This is a genomic window from Marinobacter similis (assembly GCF_000830985.1).
GTDB lineage: Bacteria > Pseudomonadota > Gammaproteobacteria > Pseudomonadales > Oleiphilaceae > Marinobacter > Marinobacter similis.
On record NZ_CP007151.1, the window covers coordinates 496,181 to 510,870 of the forward strand.

A 14,690-nucleotide genomic window follows, 5' to 3' on the forward strand; every position below is an offset into this window, starting at 1 on the left:
ATCCAGGGAGGGTTACCCGCATGAATTCCGCCAAACTCAGCATCGTCAGCAAGGGCCTGTTTTTGTCCGCTGCCCTCGCCGCCAGTTCTCACGCCCAGGCCCAGACCGACAGCGTTAATGTCATTTTTGCGGCTGAAAACGCCCTTTACGGCGCCGGCTATAACGTTGGCCGGGCCGATGGCTGGATGGACAAAGCCCTGCAACAGGCCGTTCGCGATTACCAGGCTCGCAATGGCGCACTGAAAGTCTCCGGAAGTCTGGACGCAGAGACGCTTTCCGCACTCGGAGTTTCGCACGGCTCAGGCCGGGCAGTGTCAGGCAATGTTGTTGCCAGCAAAACCGACGCCCTGGCGGCGCTGGGTATCTCTGAAACACGAACCAAGCTCAGACCCAGGCACAGACCCAACCCAAGGCTCAACCTCAGCGCCGTCTGCAACCCAAGCCACAGGTTCAACCCCAGAGCCGGCCCAGCAAACAGACAGAACCTGCTACTCCGGAAGCGACTCCCAAAGTGGCCTCCCAAACCAGCGTTACCCCGCCAGCCAAAGTAGTGAAAGAGTCGGCCCCAGTGCCCAAGGCAGAATCGGCACCTCAGTCCGTCGATAAGCCTGCGCCCAGTGCCGATATCGCAAAGGTGAAGTCCCCAGCCCCCGCAACTGCGGAGCCAACCAGCGCTGAAACCGTCGCCTGGATGAAGCAATTGCCAAACGAGGCCACTGCTTCCGAAAAGCCGGAAGACACGATAGAAAACGAGCCGGTTGCACAAGCTCCGAAAGCCGAAGCGCCGGAAACGGCAACCGCTGAGACCGCCCAGAAAGAACAACCCGCAAAGTCAGAGAATGACCGGAATATCTTCGGCAGCCTGTTCCACTTTTTGTTCGGTTGGATGGTTTAACGGTTTTGGTTTGTTCTGACGTACAGAGGTAGCACTTCAGGCTGACGATTTATCTGGCCTATCTCCTTCAGTTTGGTTCTAATCGGCCGTTAAGTTAGCAATCATTAGAAAAACTAGAAGGTAAAAAAATGGCTACCTCTGCCCTGGAATCTATTGAGCGAAAACTGGGTGTTCCCGGAAAGCTTCTCATTGCTCCCGTCTTCATTTTGTTGCTGTTTGCGTTCGTTACGTATTATTGCGTCCGTGAATTTCAAATACTTGATGAACGCATGAACACCGTAGCGAGAGATCTTGCTCCCGATACCGCCACTGCAACGGAAGCTTTGATTGATCTTTATCGCATGAGACTGCGAGTGTTCGACTACTACTCCACTGGCAATAGCGCGCTCCTTTCCTCTTTTGACGAGCTTGAAGAAGACTTTTCGGCCCGTATAGACGCAGCTCAGAAAAACATACAGAACCTGAGCGTGCCCAACTCGTTGATGACATTGACAGCTCGATGCGCCAGTACATTGCAGCCTTCAAAAATGAACTGGTACCTGCAAAAAAACAGGTCCTCTCCATTATCAGAGATGAGCTGGATGTATCCGGCCCTAACGCATCGAACGCGCTAAGGAGAGCGCTCGATGGTGTCGCTAACCGAGACCCGGAAAGCCGATTAAGAGCCGTGCTTGAGCAACTGATGGGCGATGCTCTAATGATGCGTATGGCCGCCCAACGATATTTTGCTGATGGTAACGAGTCTTCGCGCAAAGCTCTGGGCTACGCTATTGAGGACACCCAGGACGCGCTGGGGTTGATCGACAGCTCCGATGTTCCGGGTTTTGTCAGGGACTATTTTGACACTGCGGTGGCAGAATTGCGGAACTATCAGGCGTCGGTGGAGAAACTGTTGGTCCAGCAGGCAAGGGTCGTTCAGGTAAAAACCCAAACATTGGATACGCTTGGACCAGAAATCGCCGCCATGGCTCGGGATCTTGAGCACAGCGTTTTTGGCTCGCTGGAAGCAGTTGCAGATGACGCCGATGCTGAAACCGATAAGGCCCTGCAATTTACCGTCACTGCATTTGCAATTTCGGTTGTCCTAGGCTAATCGTCGCAGCACTAATGAGCAGATTAATGGGATCAAGCGTTAAACGCGCGCGCTCAGAAATCCTCGGATACCTTCAGGACATCGGAAATAATAAAGGTGATCTGTCCACCCGGCTGACCTCAGGCCGTCCTGACGAGGTTGGAGATTTCATTAACGCTGTCAATTCCTTCCTTGAAACACTTGAAGGCACGATTTCCAAAATCGTCACATCGTCGCGCCAGTTAACAAGCGAGTCCGAATCTCTCTCCAACATTACCGAGAGAACAACCGCCAACTCTGAGCAACAGAGGGACCAGATTACGCAAGTCTCAGCCGCAATGCAGGAGATGGTGTCCACATCTGAAGAGATTGCGTCAAACACCAACGATACGGACGAATCTGCGCGCAAGGCGGCGTCTTTGGCCGAAACAGGCCAAGAGACCGTGACAACTGCCATAAATGCCGTCTCCAACCTGGCAAGCCAAGTGGAAGAGGCGTCCAAACGCATACAAAAGCTGGAAAACGAATCCGGAGAAATCGGGAGCGTTCTCGAGGTCATTCAAAATATTGCAGAGCAGACCAATCTCTTGGCGTTGAACGCTGCCATTGAGGCCGCTCGTGCAGGTGAAGCAGGTCGCGGCTTTGCGGTTGTAGCCGACGAAGTGCGCGGACTGGCCAAACGGGTGCAGGATTCCACGGTTGATATCGAGCGAATTGTCTCTAACATCCAGCAAGGTGCAGCTGGGGCTGTCGTGGACATGAGCAGAGCCAAACAAATGGCAGGTGATGCATCGGAAGAGGCTGGTCAATCGGGTAAAGCGCTATCGGATATCTTGTCAGCTGTTCACCGGATTGTAGAGATGACCACACAGATCGCCAGCGCTACAGAACAACAACGCGCAACTGCTGCTGAAATGACCCAGAACGTTGAGGTTAGTAGTGGTGCGATTGATAAGCTCGCCGACGATATTGCGCAAGTAAACCAGTCCAGCACGTCGCTTGCAGATATGGCTGAAGATCTGACTGAATTGGTTCGTCGTTTCAAAGTCTGAGGGAGGAAGGCCGGAACTTTAGTTCCAAATCACGAATTCAAAGTCACGAATTCAAAGTCACGAGGCTGCCAAGCGTATCTGGCTTACCTAAAAGCGCCCGGAGCTGACTGAGGCTGTTGCCTCAAGTCCACTGAGTCCCCGGGCGCGACTGTCAGGGATTAAAACTTCCAGAAAGGTGTGTTCAACTTTTGATGAACCACGTCAGGTGAGAAGCCAACGTCATTCAGCAGGCGACGGTCAGTGGTCATCACCAAGTGAACGAAGTTGCGTTTCATGCGCCAGCCTTTGTAGAAAGAAGCAGCTCTTTTCATATCGTATCTCCAGTTTCAGTAGTCATGAGTTTCGAAATTTGAAACCCTATTTGAATAGGCACCTATTCTAATGACTTGACATTACAGTCTGAATACTTGGAAACACTTATCAGAGCCGTTTTACGGCCGTTTTTACCGCAATTTAATAAAAAAACCGGGCCTGAAATGGCCCGGCTTTACAGTGTTCGTGAGTATTCCTCAGGAAGCGTGTCCATTCTGCACCAGAGTCTGGTAAATCTGATCTTTCAGGTGTGCCCGTTTTTGCTTCAAACGATGGAGTTTGTCATCTCCAATTGGCGCATCACGCCTTTCCAGTCCCTCTATTTCCTGGTCCAGCTCTGAGTACTCCTTGAACTTGTCCCCGAACTTGGGGTCGTTGGCTTTCAGTTGGTCAATCAGATCGCTGTACTGAGGAAACTCTTCGTGAAGCTCGTGACTGGAAATTCCCATAACGGTTCTCTCCTCTCCGATTCTGAGTTTGGTTCGGTGGCTTCTTTATAATAGCTGAGGCTGCCATTTTCGGGGGGCCTTTGACAAATCGCTAATAACGCTCTGTGCTTGGTGGGTATAGCATGGGTTTACGAAATACAGCCATAGCTCGGGACACGCACGAATGACGTTTGCACGAATTGCCGGCACTGGTTCTTACCTGCCTGAGAATATCGTTACTAATCAGGACCTCGAAAAGATGGTCGATACCACCGACCAATGGATTCGGGAGCGCACCGGCATTGAACGTCGACACATTGCCGTGGAGGGTCAGACCACTGTTGATCTGGCCGAGCCAGCCGCCCGTCGCGCAATTGAAGCCGCCGGCATTGAGCCTGGCGATATCGATCTGATCATCTTTGCCACCTCGACGCCCGACAAAATCTTTCCCAGCTGCGCATGCATTCTGCAGGCCCGCCTCGGCATCCGTGGCTGCCCTGCCTTTGATATCCAGGCGGTGTGCAGTGGCTTTGTCTATGCATTAGCCACCGCGGAAAAGTTCATCAAGAGCGGAAGCAGTAAAAAAGCCCTGGTGATTGGCGCCGAAGTGTTCTCCCGCATTATCAACTGGGAAGACCGCGGCACCTGCGTACTGTTCGGCGATGGCGCTGGCGCGGTGGTTCTGGAAGCCAATGAGGAAACCGGCATTCTGTCCACCCATATCCACGCCGACGGCCAATACGAAGACTTGCTCCATGTGCCCTGCGGCATTGCCGATGGCTATGACCAGGTCAAAGCCGGAAAGGCCTTTGTAGAGATGAAAGGCAACGAAGTCTTCAAGGTAGCCGTAAACACTCTCGGGAAGATTGTCGACGAGACCCTCAGCGCAAATCAGATGCAGAAATCCGACGTTGACTGGCTGGTGCCCCACCAGGCCAATCTGAGGATTATCTCGCGACTGCCAAGAAGCTCAACATGTCGATGGATCGCGTGGTGGTGACCGTCCACGAACACGGCAACACCTCGGCCGCCTCGATTCCGCTGGCACTCGACGTTGCGGTTCGGGATGGCCGCATCCAGCGCAATGAAGTCCTGCTGCTGGAAGCCTTCGGCGGCGGATTCACCTGGGGTTCGGCACTGCTGCGTTACTGAGTTACGCCCGGCAAACCTGGTTTCGACCGGACTCCTTGGCCTCGTACAGCGCCTCATCAGCACGGTGCAAAAGGTCAGTCACATTCTGGTGCCAGGTCTGGGGGGTTAATACGGCAATACCAACACTGATGGTCACCACATCCGCAACCGTCGATGCCTCGTGTTGAATTCTGAGAGCTTCAATTGCCTGACGGCAAGACTCGGCAACCTCCGTACCATCGGCGGTGTCTGGCAGCACCAGGGCGAATTCTTCACCACCGTATCTAGCCGGCAAGTCGGCTGGCCGATGCACAACCTTAGCCAAGGCATCCGCAACCTGTTTCAAACAGGCATCACCGGTCGGGTGTCCGTAGTAATCGTTGTATTCCTTGAACTGGTCGATATCCAGCATCACCAGTGTCAGCGCCGTACCTTGCCTTACGGCTCGGCGATATTCCCGCTCCAGATAGGCATCAAACTGGCGACGGTTGGCAAGCCCGGTCAGTGAGTCTGTCAAAGAGATTTTCTCCAACTTCGCCTTGGCGTCACGCAGCTCAGCATTCCTGCGGTCGCTCAGCAGGACATACCCGAACACCAGTCCCGATAGCACGATACCCACCGAGCTGACGAAAAATGGAAAGACACCTCGCCTGCTTTGATAAAAGCTGATCGACGGCACTGCCCCAACTACCCACTGGCGACCGGCGATATCAAACACCGGTGATTCGTACCTTCCCTCTGAATGCCAGTTTTTATCCAATAGATTTTCGGTACTGAAAAGCAAAACATTATCGGAGCCTGAGCGATCATAGACTTCAAACAGAATGTCCTCGTGCAGCTCCTCACCGATCGCCTGGTCCACTAGCTCGCCGACCCGGAAGACACCGTTAATAAATCCGTAGTGCTGCACGCCGTCACTAAGCCCGCGAATGTCGGCTGGTTCCCGGTAAAGCGGTGCAAACACCAGGAAACCTTTCTGGTTATCCGGTTCCTGTACAAGGCGGATACCTGCGGTTGCCGCAATGTTACCCGAATCCCTGGCGGCGAGAAGCGCCGCTAGGCGCAGGGTTTCGCTGGCAAGGTCAAAACCCAGGGCGGAACGATTTTCGGACAGGGGTTCGATGTACTGAACAGGAACGTACCAGGGGCGTTCCTGTGCCTGCCGCAAGCCGGACCCAGAGACTTCCATGATGACAAAGTTCACGAATTCATCACGCTGGCGAAGCGTAAACGCGGGCACATCGTCATTCAGAACCAGTGGCGCCCATGCAAAGGCCTGAATCGCAGGCGAACGCTCAAGAATTCTGCGCGTGAGCAGTGCAAAGCGCTGGGAAGTCATCTCGGGCAGTACGGCGACTGCATCCTTGAGAGCATTCAGGATCTCAAGGTTGAGCAGCACTTCACGCTCGAAAACCGCTGACAGCTGGTTGATGTCGGCCTTGAACTCCTGGTTAATGGCGCGGGATTCTTCCGTGTACAAAGTGCGGCCCAATATGAGGCTCAGGCCAATTCCCGCAACAAGAGCAATTAGAGCCCACCATAGCTTGCTCGATTTCGTCATCGCACGATCACTTCATAGAACAGATTAAGCGCCAAAACCATAAATAGCCGAGCCCCCGCCCAACATTGAATTCAACCGAGCTCTGTACGTTTTAACTCTAGAACGGGATGTGAAATTTTGTAACTTCTAAATGACGACTTCAGCTCCAAAACTTTATTGTCGGGACCGCCCAGCTTCCTGTACACTGTATTTTTATACAGCATTACGCATTCACTGCGAGGAGTGACCATGGCGGTACAAGCAGTCTATTTTTCCGAGAGGGACGGCCTTGATATGGCGCTTAAACATCCTGACACCATGCTCTTTACGTCTAAAGCCGATGCAGATGCTCGGGATAAGATTCTGGAGCTGGCGGAAGAAATACAGGTATTTCTGAGCCGGAAGGTTGAAGGATTGAGCGATGACCAGGCAGAGCAATGCGCCATGGCCATCGCCGAAGAGCGGGATTTGTTTCAGAAAGCCCTGAAAAAGCCGGAACTACTGAACGCGGCCGAACAGGACTAAAAAACAAACGGCGGCCTTTTCCCTTTCCCAAAAGGCTGCCCACTAATCTCTCCCCATAGCCTCTCCCCCAGAATAGTCTCTCCCCAAATTTACTGCCGATCCGTCCCCATTGGTCGATCTGACTACCCTCGCTGGTACAAGAAGTCATCCAACCAATCTGAACAGCCCCGTATACTCAAGATCAAACAATTCCAACAAGAAACGTATCGGGCCCCTTACATGACCAGATCCAACACCGCGTCGTACCCATCCATTATTATCATTGGTGCCGGTTTTGGCGGGCTCGGAATGGCCATTAAGCTCAAAAAAGCGGGGATCGATTCGTTCACGGTGCTTGAGAAAGGCTCAAGTGTAGGTGGCACCTGGCGCGATAACACCTATCCGGGCGCAGCTGCGATGTTCAGTCCCACCTCTACTCTTACTCCTTTGAACCCAAACACGACTGGACCAGAAAATTCGGACTTCAGCACGAAATTCTCGGGTACATGGAGCATTGCGTTGAAAAATACGCACTGTCGAACCACATCCGCTTCAGCTGCCCGGTCCATAAGGCCCGTTTCGACGATACCCGCAATCAATGGAAAGTCGAGTTAGCCAATGGCGAGGAACTGACGGCGAATGTGGTGATCACGGCCACGGGGCAACTGAATCAGCCCGCCTGGCCCCGGATTGAAGGCATAGATCGATTTGCAGGAAAGCTGTTTCATTCCGCCCGCTGGGATCACAGTTACAACTTTGCCAACAAACGCGTCGCGGTAATCGGCACCGGCGCCAGTGCCATCCAGTTTGTGCCGGAACTGGCGAAAACCGTTAAATCCCTGAATCTGTTTCAACGTTCGGCCCCCTGGGTGCTCCCCAAACCAGACCGGCCTTTCAGACCGTGGGAGCAATCACTGTTCCGCGCCCTACCGGCCTGGGATCGCCTCTACCGTTATCTGATTTACTGGAAGAACGAAAGCCGGGCCCTGGCCTTTACCAAGTTCAACGGCATGTTAGAAATCTTCGCCCACCAGGCCCGTCGAGAGGCTAAAAATACGTCACCGATCCTCACAAACTGAAGCACGTAATTCCGGATTACCAGATCGGCTGCAAACGCATCCTGATTTCCAATGATTGGTATCCAGCCATCAACCAGACCAATGTCAGACTCGTGACCGATGCTATCGATCATATTGATACCGACGGTGTCGTCACCCGCGACGGCGAGCACTACCCGGTCGACGCCATTGTTTGCGGCACCGGATTCAAGGCCTCAGATTTTCTGGCGCCGATGGAAATCACCGGTCGCGCTGGAATCAACCTGAACGAGACCTGGGAAGCCGGTGCGTCGGCTTTCAAAGGCATTACCGTGAGCGGCTTTCCTAACCTGTTCATGCTCTATGGCCCGAACACCAACCTTGCCCACAACTCGATTGTGTTCATGCTGGAATCACAGATTCGCTATGTTGTGGACGCCATGGAGGCGCTGAAAAAATATCCCGGTTCCGCCATGGATGTGCGACAGGATCGGCAAGAGCGGTTTTCGTCAGTCGTGCAGGAAGGCTGGAGCACAGTGTCTGGAGCTCTGGCTGTACCTCCTGGTATCTCGATGCCAACGGTAAGAACACCGTGAACTGGCCCGGATTCACCTTCACCTACCGGCTGGCCACCCGCCGTGTGGACACCGCCGATTACCAGTTTATCGACCCGCCCCGAAACGCCTGAGCACGCGCACTGGTCTCATTGTTCCGATTCAGCATAAACGGCGGCTTGCAGACTCATATAATTCATAGGATGATTGGGCTATTGGTTATAGGATGATTGACACATGCTCGAAAAGATACGCAAAGGCTCGCTGGTTGATACCGCCATCGAAAGCCTCAGACAAGCCATTGAATCTGAGCACTGGCCCCTTGGCAGCAAGCTGCCGGTGGAGTCCGAGCTCTCCGAAGCGCTGGGTGTAAGCAGAAACACCGTGCGTGAAGCGGTTCGGGTTCTGGTTCATGTGGGAATACTGGAGACACGGCAGGGCGATGGCACCTACGTTCGCTCTACCCGCGATGCAGGCGAAACCCTGAGAAGGATTAGCAGGACTCACCTTGCCGACCAGCTGGAAGTGCGCCTGATGCTCGAGACCGAGGCTGCCAAACTCGCAGCTACGCGACGAACCGATCGGGACTTGCGTGTGATGGAAGAAGCGCTGGATGCCCGCGCGAAAGCGGGTGCATCGGTGGCGGACCGGGTTCGACACGATCAAGCGTTTCACCATGGCCTGGTGGCGGCATCCCATAACTCCGCCCTTTCTGAACTCTACGATTACTTTTCCCATGGCATCCGGGAAACCATCGAGCGCACGGAAACCGAAGCCGATTTGCCAGAGCCTCCCAGGAAGACCACGAACTCTTGCTGGCCGCTGTTCGTCGCCGGGATCCAGTAAAAGCAGAACAATTGGCCAGAGCCCTACTCCAACCCAGCCTTCAAGCATTGCAAGACCGGGAATCCTGATTCATGAAATTCAAGATCGACACCTTCACCCTACTGCTGCTTGGCGCCATCGTTCTTGCCTCAGTGCTGCCAGCCACGGGTGACTTCGGTGACGGGCTGGCAATTGCCGGAACCGTCGCCGTTGCCCTGCTCTTCTTCTTCCACGGTGCTGCGCTATCGCGGGAGCAAATTATTGCCGGAGCCATGCACTGGCGGCTCCACATTCTCATCACTGCCATGACCTTTGTATTTTTCCCGTTGGTGGTTCTGCCGATCAACGGCCTGAGTGACCTGGCACCGTCCTGGATGCCTAAAGATCTGGGACTTGGATTCTTGTACCTGGGCGTGCTGCCCTCGGCGGTTTCGTCTTCCATCGCCTATACCGCTTTGGCCAAGGGTAATGTTCCTGCCGCCATCTGCAGTGCTGCGGCGTCCAACGTGTTCGGGATGATGCTGACGCCGTTCCTGTTGTTATTGCTCGTCAGCACATCAGGCGCAGGTGATTTTTCTATTGCGGAGGCGTTCAAAGACATCATGCTGCAGTTGTTACTGCCCTTCGCCGTAGGCCACGCTATGCGGCCGTGGCTAGGTGGCTTTCTGGGGCGCAATGAGGGACTGATGGCTCGTTATGATAAATGCGTTATCTGGCTGATTGTCTATTCAGCGTTTTCATATTCCGTGGAAAGTGGGCTCTGGCAGAACCTGCCGGCGAAAGCATCATCCTGACGATTGTTCTCTGTGTCGCTCTGCTGACTTTATTCATGATCATAGCGAGGCTGCTTGTCCGCTATTTTGGGTTCAGCTTGCAAGATGAGGCGGCGGTTGTTTTTTGCGGGTCTAAGAAGAGTCTGGCTTCTGGTTTGCCGATGGCGAAAGTGCTTTTCTCCGGCCATCCGGGTTTTGGAATGATCGTGCTGCCGATCATGTGCTACAACCAGATCCAGGTGATTCTTGGAGCTATTCTGGCCCAGCGCTACCGGGCCAAAATGGATGCGCTGAACGGCACTGTGGAGGATTAACCTCCTCCACCTATGCCACCAAACAGACTGGCAAGGATAGCCAGACCAACAATCCAGCCGATCACCGCAGGCCAGAAGTTAACCAGTTGAGGGGGCTGATCTGCTTCCTCGGCATTCATCTCTGACTGTTCGGCTTGTGGCTCATCGGCTTGCTCAACCATGTCCTGAAGACTGGTCCAATCAAACCAGTCACCCAGAAACTGAGCTACCGGTGCCGGCAAGCTCCCATTTTCAGCCATAGGGCGAACCTGCGGCTCAAGTTGACGGGCAATTTCACGGCGCACCGGCGCCTGGTCTGCAGGTGGTTCACAGAGGATTGCCTTCCAGATCCCCACATCCCGACTTCGTCCTGAATCATTCAGCAGAGCGTTGATCTGAATCACAACCTCGCGAACAATCTGGCCCTCATTGGCATCCAGTGTGCGATCAGATTCCGGTATTTGATCGCTCACCGGAGCTTGCGGGGCTTCAGGCTTCGGCGCGCCTCCGGTGGCTTCCCGAAATGCGCGGTCCAGTTTTTCAGCTTCCTCGCCCGAGGCAAACTTCAGCTGCTGCTCGTAGGCAAGCTGTATTCTTTGGTGGTCTTCCGTCGGTTCAATTCCCAATACTTCCCAGCAATTCATAAAGCTGCAGCTCCCAGCTCTCAGATTCATTACATTTTTGAGAGACAAACCGTGTGTAGTCCCCTACGATAGACCAAAACATGATCACGGTGTGCCCCCTCTTTGGCTTGGCAGAGTATAGATCCTCACCCATGACCAGTTCGACAACAACGTCACCAAAAAAGCTATTCCTGGCTGCCAGCGCCGCCAGTTGCACGCTTTTCCTGTCTTTAAGCCTACCCGCCCTGGCCTGGGGACAGACTGAAGAACCCGAGTTGTACCCGGAATTACTGACCAAGGAAGGCGAGCAATCGCAGATCCCGGAGGTGCTGACAACGACCCGACTGCGCCAATCGAAGCTTAAAGTACCGGGCACCACAACCATTATCACCGGCGACATGATTCGTGATCTTGGCATCATGAATCTGGTGGAAGTGTTCCGACTTGTACCCGGCATGGTGGTCGGCGAGTACGGTAGCAACAATCAGGTGACCAGCTACCACGGAACCTCCCAATACGAACAACGACGGCTTCAAGTTCAGATTGACGGCCGAACAGCCTACCGCGCAAGCCTGTCTGACGTTGACTGGATTGCAATGCCGGTTGCGCTCGAAAACATTGAGCGAATCGAGGTTAGCCGCGGTCCGAATGCTGCTGCCTATGGTATCAATGCCTTTCTCGGCAGTATAAACATTATAACTCGCTCCCCATACGACACCGCGGGTGCCGAGGCATACACCTCAATAGCTCCCGGGGCCACCTGCGCACCTTTACCTCAGTCAGTGACAGCACTGAAGATGGCGCCTGGCGCCTATCCTATGAGAAACGCAAATCTGACGGGTTCGACCGGCAGAAGGATGAGGAGAAAGAGAAGTTTCACGACGGCTTCGACATCAACAATTTCAACTTTGACAGCATGCTGGCCATCGACAACATCCATTCAATCGACGTTCGGGCCGGCGTGGTCGACGGCGTAAATGAAGAGGACAGTGCGAAGTCGGGCAAGCTGCAAGCTACCACCAATCCAGACATCATTCTCGACAACTACTATCTGCAAACCCGTTTCAACGGCGCCATTTCTGACAACCACTTTTATCACCTCCAGGCCACCTATCAGAACCAGCGGCGGCGACAGCGATGGTCGGTCTCAGTGCCTGCCGACGAGTTTATCCAATTGCTGCCCCCGGGAGCACCATTCCCGACCGATCAGGGCCCCTTTGTGGCTGACCTCAATGAGGATGCCGAAGAATCGCGTCTCGAGTTCGAGCTGCAAAACACCGTCATTATCAACCTGAGTTCAAACTGGTGTCAGGCCTTGGCTATCGCAAAGACACTTTTGACTCCGAGACCTACTTCAACGGCCGCGGCAACAATTATCAGAGCCGGGTATTCGCCAATGCCGAGTACTCGCCGTTTAATTGGGTCACTTTTAACGCCGGCGGCAACTGGGAGACCACCACCACGACCGATGAAAGTTATTTTTCACCGAGGGTGGCGACCAATTTCATCATCAATGACAACCACGCCATTCGCTTTGTGTTCTCCCGAGCCGTGCGAACACCGGATGCCTTTGAGCAAGACCCGGATTGGTCCTACCGACCCCGCAATGTGCAGCCGCCATTCGAGGCCTTGGAGGGCGTCCGTTTCGAGGTTAAGGACCTTGTAGACCAGACCACCTCCACATTTGGCGAAGAACTGGAAGAAGAAACCATTACCTCTCGCGAGATCAGTTATTTCGGGCAGTATCATCTGGACTCGGCATTGATGAGCGTTGAAGTGCGGTATTTCAATGACTATCTTCGAGATATGATCAGCGGAGTGATCAACGAAGAGGACTGGTACATCGACAACAACGTCGCAGTGGATCAGGAAGGAGTCGAGCTCGAAGGTTCACTGGAGTTCTCAGGTACGCTGTTGCGCGCTACCTACGCCTATCTCGATCAGGAAAGCCGCTACACTGGCGATCCTGATAAGCTTCCCCCCAGCACCCAATCCCGAGCCGTAGCTTTGATGGGGCGACTTTCCGCTCGCCATTCAGGGAGCGTGGCATGGATCCAGGAGCTACCCTGGTCGCTGACTTCCTCCGCAGCGTTCTATCTCACACATGAGGTACGCAAAACCCGGTTCAAGCGCGCTGATTTCCGACTAGCCCGCCGGATAGACCGGCCCAATTTCAGCTATGTACTGGCATTCACCATGCAGCACTACATCAATATGGAGCCGTGGATGAGCCCCGACAACATCATTGATGAATCCAATCAGTATTTCGTTGAGGCCGGAATTCGCTTCTGAACATTGACCAAGGAAAGTATGTAACCCAGGATGGTATGACACCACACAGCAGATTCAGATGGCGAAGCTTGCTACACATGACCCGCTCTATTTACAGGCGGGCCGTGGGTACTCTTTTCGGCCTCGTTTTCCTGGTATCGGCACACGGCCAGGAAACGCCCAACCGCCTCGTATATCTAGCCGGATCTGGTAGTACCGCCCTTGATCAGCACATTCAATCGTTACTCACCGACCAATTAAGGAGTGATATCACCCTTACCCCGATTTCTCACGATCAGATCCCGATGATCAAGAATACCCCCATTATTTCCATTGGCCCTGCGGCATTCTCCCGAGTGCGCCAGGCCAATCGCTCGATACCCATTCTGGCCATGCTGGTGAACAAATCCTTCATCGACGGGTTTGCGGCCAGAAGCCCGGGCCAAATCTCCGGCGTCCTTTACGATGTCCCGCTACTGCGCCAGGCCCTGACGGGGAAGGCGATATTACCGCAATCGAACACAGTAGCAATCCTCGCCACCACGGCTCTGTCGAACTTTACGAACCCCTGATTGATGAACTTCCAGCACACGGCATGCGTGCACGGGTTTTCGTCGTAGACAACGAAGACGATCTGATTCCAACGCTGGTGAGAGCACTTGGCTACGGTGACTTCCTGCTTGCCGCGCCTGACGATGCCATCTATAACCCTCGCACTATCAAACACATACTTCTGACTGCTTATCGGCGTAACAAGATCGTTATTGGCCCGAGTCAGGCTTATGTCAAGGCGGGTTCATTGGCCTCAAGCTACGCGCCCTTTGCGGAAATGGCGGCCCTGGGCGCCAATATGATTGAACAGTATTTTTCTGCGGGTGAATTGCCCGCCCCGTCATACCCGCAAATCTATCGCGTTGAAGTTAACGATCAGGTTGCCCGCTCGATGAATATCCCGCTTCCTGAGCGAGCGTTTTTGAGCCGGACCATACAGCAGGAACTTACCGGACATGGGGGGCCATTGAATGAATAGTCCAGCGGTGACCCGACCGACCCTGACTCGCAAGCTCCTGCTACTCGGCGCTCTTCCTGCGATCGTCATGTTTATAGTGTTGATTGCATTTTTTACTTCGGCTCGACTGCAGGATGCCCGCCAGCAGTTGTCCGACAGCAGTCAGATGTTTGCCGACAATCTGGCCCCGGTTTTGGAGTACGCTGTGGTTTCGGGCAATAGTCAGGCCCTTGAGGAGGTTTTATCCAAGGCACTGAAACAGAGCAAAGCAGACTGGATTGAGGTGACCAACGTCTCGGGTGATCCAATCGGCTTTGTCGCAACCGATTCAACCAGCATCCCGATTAATCCGTATTTACGAGGTTTTTGAC

The 14,690-nt window shown here is 53.9% G+C and carries 19 protein-coding genes and 4 pseudogenes; 19 read left to right on the forward strand and 4 right to left on the reverse strand.

The genetic code is table 11. The annotated features are described in order from the left end of the window. Positions 1 to 20 precede the first annotated feature (20 nt). The 5 genes from AU14_RS19490 (at position 21) to AU14_RS20275 (ending at position 3,019) form a co-directional block, all read left to right on the forward strand. Entirely contained in the window at positions 21 to 551 is a 531-nt protein-coding gene (locus AU14_RS19490; RefSeq protein ID WP_041338555.1) for a peptidoglycan-binding domain-containing protein, read from the forward strand. Positions 552 to 568: 17 nt separating this feature from the next. After that, positions 569 to 895 (forward strand): hypothetical protein, encoded by a 327-nt coding sequence (locus AU14_RS02235; RefSeq protein WP_041338558.1) that lies wholly within the window; start codon positions 569 to 571, stop codon positions 893 to 895. A 128-nt stretch (positions 896 to 1,023) separates the two neighbouring features. After that, positions 1,024 to 1,509: a hypothetical protein gene (locus tag AU14_RS20265; RefSeq protein ID WP_236744304.1), complete on the forward strand. Its 486-nt coding sequence runs from the start codon at positions 1,024 to 1,026 to the stop codon at positions 1,507 to 1,509. A gap of 53 nt (positions 1,510 to 1,562) precedes the next feature. Next, positions 1,563 to 1,988, forward strand: coding sequence for a hypothetical protein (locus AU14_RS20270; RefSeq protein ID WP_236744305.1), 426 nt, complete (start codon positions 1,563 to 1,565; stop codon positions 1,986 to 1,988). Positions 1,989 to 2,014: 26 nt separating this feature from the next. Beyond that, the gene (locus tag AU14_RS20275) at positions 2,015 to 3,019 is read left to right on the forward strand and encodes a methyl-accepting chemotaxis protein (RefSeq protein ID WP_236744306.1); all 1,005 of its coding nucleotides are present in this window, start codon (positions 2,015 to 2,017) and stop codon (positions 3,017 to 3,019) included. Positions 3,020 to 3,177: 158 nt separating this feature from the next. Here AU14_RS20275 and AU14_RS19600 read toward each other — a convergent pair whose 3' ends face one another. Beyond that, positions 3,178 to 3,330: a hypothetical protein gene (locus tag AU14_RS19600; protein WP_169745954.1), complete on the reverse strand. Its 153-nt coding sequence runs from the start codon at positions 3,328 to 3,330 to the stop codon at positions 3,178 to 3,180. Between the two features lie 198 nt (positions 3,331 to 3,528). Continuing rightward, the gene (locus AU14_RS02245; protein ID WP_041338560.1) at positions 3,529 to 3,780 is read right to left on the reverse strand and encodes a YdcH family protein; all 252 of its coding nucleotides are present in this window, start codon (positions 3,778 to 3,780) and stop codon (positions 3,529 to 3,531) included. Between the two features lie 163 nt (positions 3,781 to 3,943). Here AU14_RS02245 and AU14_RS02250 point away from each other — a divergent pair. Further along, positions 3,944 to 4,911: pseudogene (locus AU14_RS02250) on the forward strand (beta-ketoacyl-ACP synthase III). A 1-nt stretch (position 4,912) separates the two neighbouring features. On the opposite strand, the gene AU14_RS02255 reads toward AU14_RS02250, so the two are convergent. Beyond that, positions 4,913 to 6,382, reverse strand: a complete 1,470-nt coding sequence (locus AU14_RS02255; RefSeq protein WP_041338563.1) for a diguanylate cyclase domain-containing protein — start codon at positions 6,380 to 6,382, stop codon at positions 4,913 to 4,915. A 297-nt stretch (positions 6,383 to 6,679) separates the two neighbouring features. On the opposite strand from AU14_RS02255, the gene AU14_RS02260 reads away from it, so the two are divergent. The 8 genes and pseudogenes from AU14_RS02260 (at position 6,680) to AU14_RS22555 (ending at position 10,437) form a co-directional block, all read left to right on the forward strand. Then, on the forward strand, positions 6,680 to 6,955 hold the full coding sequence (locus AU14_RS02260; RefSeq protein ID WP_041338566.1) for a YebG family protein: 276 nt from the start codon (positions 6,680 to 6,682) through the stop codon (positions 6,953 to 6,955). 219 nt (positions 6,956 to 7,174) lie between these two features. After that, a pseudogene (locus AU14_RS23610) lies at positions 7,175 to 7,366 on the forward strand (NAD(P)-binding domain-containing protein); the annotation flags it as partial. Positions 7,367 to 7,428: 62 nt separating this feature from the next. Beyond that, positions 7,429 to 8,013, forward strand: coding sequence for a flavin-containing monooxygenase (locus AU14_RS23615; protein WP_407942843.1), 585 nt, complete (start codon positions 7,429 to 7,431; stop codon positions 8,011 to 8,013). 92 nt (positions 8,014 to 8,105) lie between these two features. Further along, positions 8,106 to 8,567 (forward strand): NAD(P)/FAD-dependent oxidoreductase, encoded by a 462-nt coding sequence (locus tag AU14_RS23620; RefSeq protein WP_236744307.1) that lies wholly within the window; start codon positions 8,106 to 8,108, stop codon positions 8,565 to 8,567. Between the two features lie 195 nt (positions 8,568 to 8,762). Continuing rightward, positions 8,763 to 8,921, forward strand: a pseudogene (locus AU14_RS23625) (FadR/GntR family transcriptional regulator); the annotation flags it as partial. A gap of 18 nt (positions 8,922 to 8,939) precedes the next feature. Next, a pseudogene (locus AU14_RS22545) lies at positions 8,940 to 9,439 on the forward strand (FadR/GntR family transcriptional regulator). Between the two features lie 3 nt (positions 9,440 to 9,442). Then, entirely contained in the window at positions 9,443 to 10,144 is a 702-nt protein-coding gene (locus AU14_RS02275) for a bile acid:sodium symporter (protein WP_269079087.1), read from the forward strand. 35 nt (positions 10,145 to 10,179) lie between these two features. Continuing rightward, positions 10,180 to 10,437 carry a bile acid:sodium symporter gene (locus AU14_RS22555; protein WP_269079088.1) on the forward strand — a complete coding sequence of 86 codons (258 nt, stop codon included), beginning with the start codon at positions 10,180 to 10,182 and terminating at the stop codon, positions 10,435 to 10,437. Here the strand turns inward: AU14_RS22555 and AU14_RS02280 are convergent. Then, positions 10,434 to 11,060: a hypothetical protein gene (locus tag AU14_RS02280; RefSeq protein ID WP_041338569.1), complete on the reverse strand. Its 627-nt coding sequence runs from the start codon at positions 11,058 to 11,060 to the stop codon at positions 10,434 to 10,436. The genes AU14_RS22555 and AU14_RS02280 overlap by 4 nt on opposite strands. Before the next feature lie 131 nt (positions 11,061 to 11,191). On the opposite strand from AU14_RS02280, the gene AU14_RS20295 reads away from it, so the two are divergent. The 5 genes from AU14_RS20295 (at position 11,192) to AU14_RS20315 (ending at position 14,689) form a co-directional block, all read left to right on the forward strand. Beyond that, a complete protein-coding gene (locus tag AU14_RS20295; protein ID WP_236744308.1) occupies positions 11,192 to 12,016 on the forward strand; it encodes a TonB-dependent receptor plug domain-containing protein in 825 nt (274 codons plus the stop codon). Between the two features lie 328 nt (positions 12,017 to 12,344). Continuing rightward, positions 12,345 to 13,331, forward strand: a complete 987-nt coding sequence (locus tag AU14_RS20300) for a TonB-dependent receptor plug domain-containing protein (protein WP_236744309.1) — start codon at positions 12,345 to 12,347, stop codon at positions 13,329 to 13,331. Positions 13,332 to 13,408: 77 nt separating this feature from the next. Further along, entirely contained in the window at positions 13,409 to 13,882 is a 474-nt protein-coding gene (locus tag AU14_RS20305) for a hypothetical protein (protein ID WP_236744310.1), read from the forward strand. A gap of 23 nt (positions 13,883 to 13,905) precedes the next feature. Beyond that, positions 13,906 to 14,340, forward strand: coding sequence for a hypothetical protein (locus tag AU14_RS20310; RefSeq protein WP_236744311.1), 435 nt, complete (start codon positions 13,906 to 13,908; stop codon positions 14,338 to 14,340). Further along, a complete protein-coding gene (locus AU14_RS20315; protein WP_236744312.1) occupies positions 14,333 to 14,689 on the forward strand; it encodes a hypothetical protein in 357 nt (118 codons plus the stop codon). The genes AU14_RS20310 and AU14_RS20315 overlap by 8 nt, the downstream gene beginning before the upstream one ends. Position 14,690 lies beyond the last annotated feature (1 nt).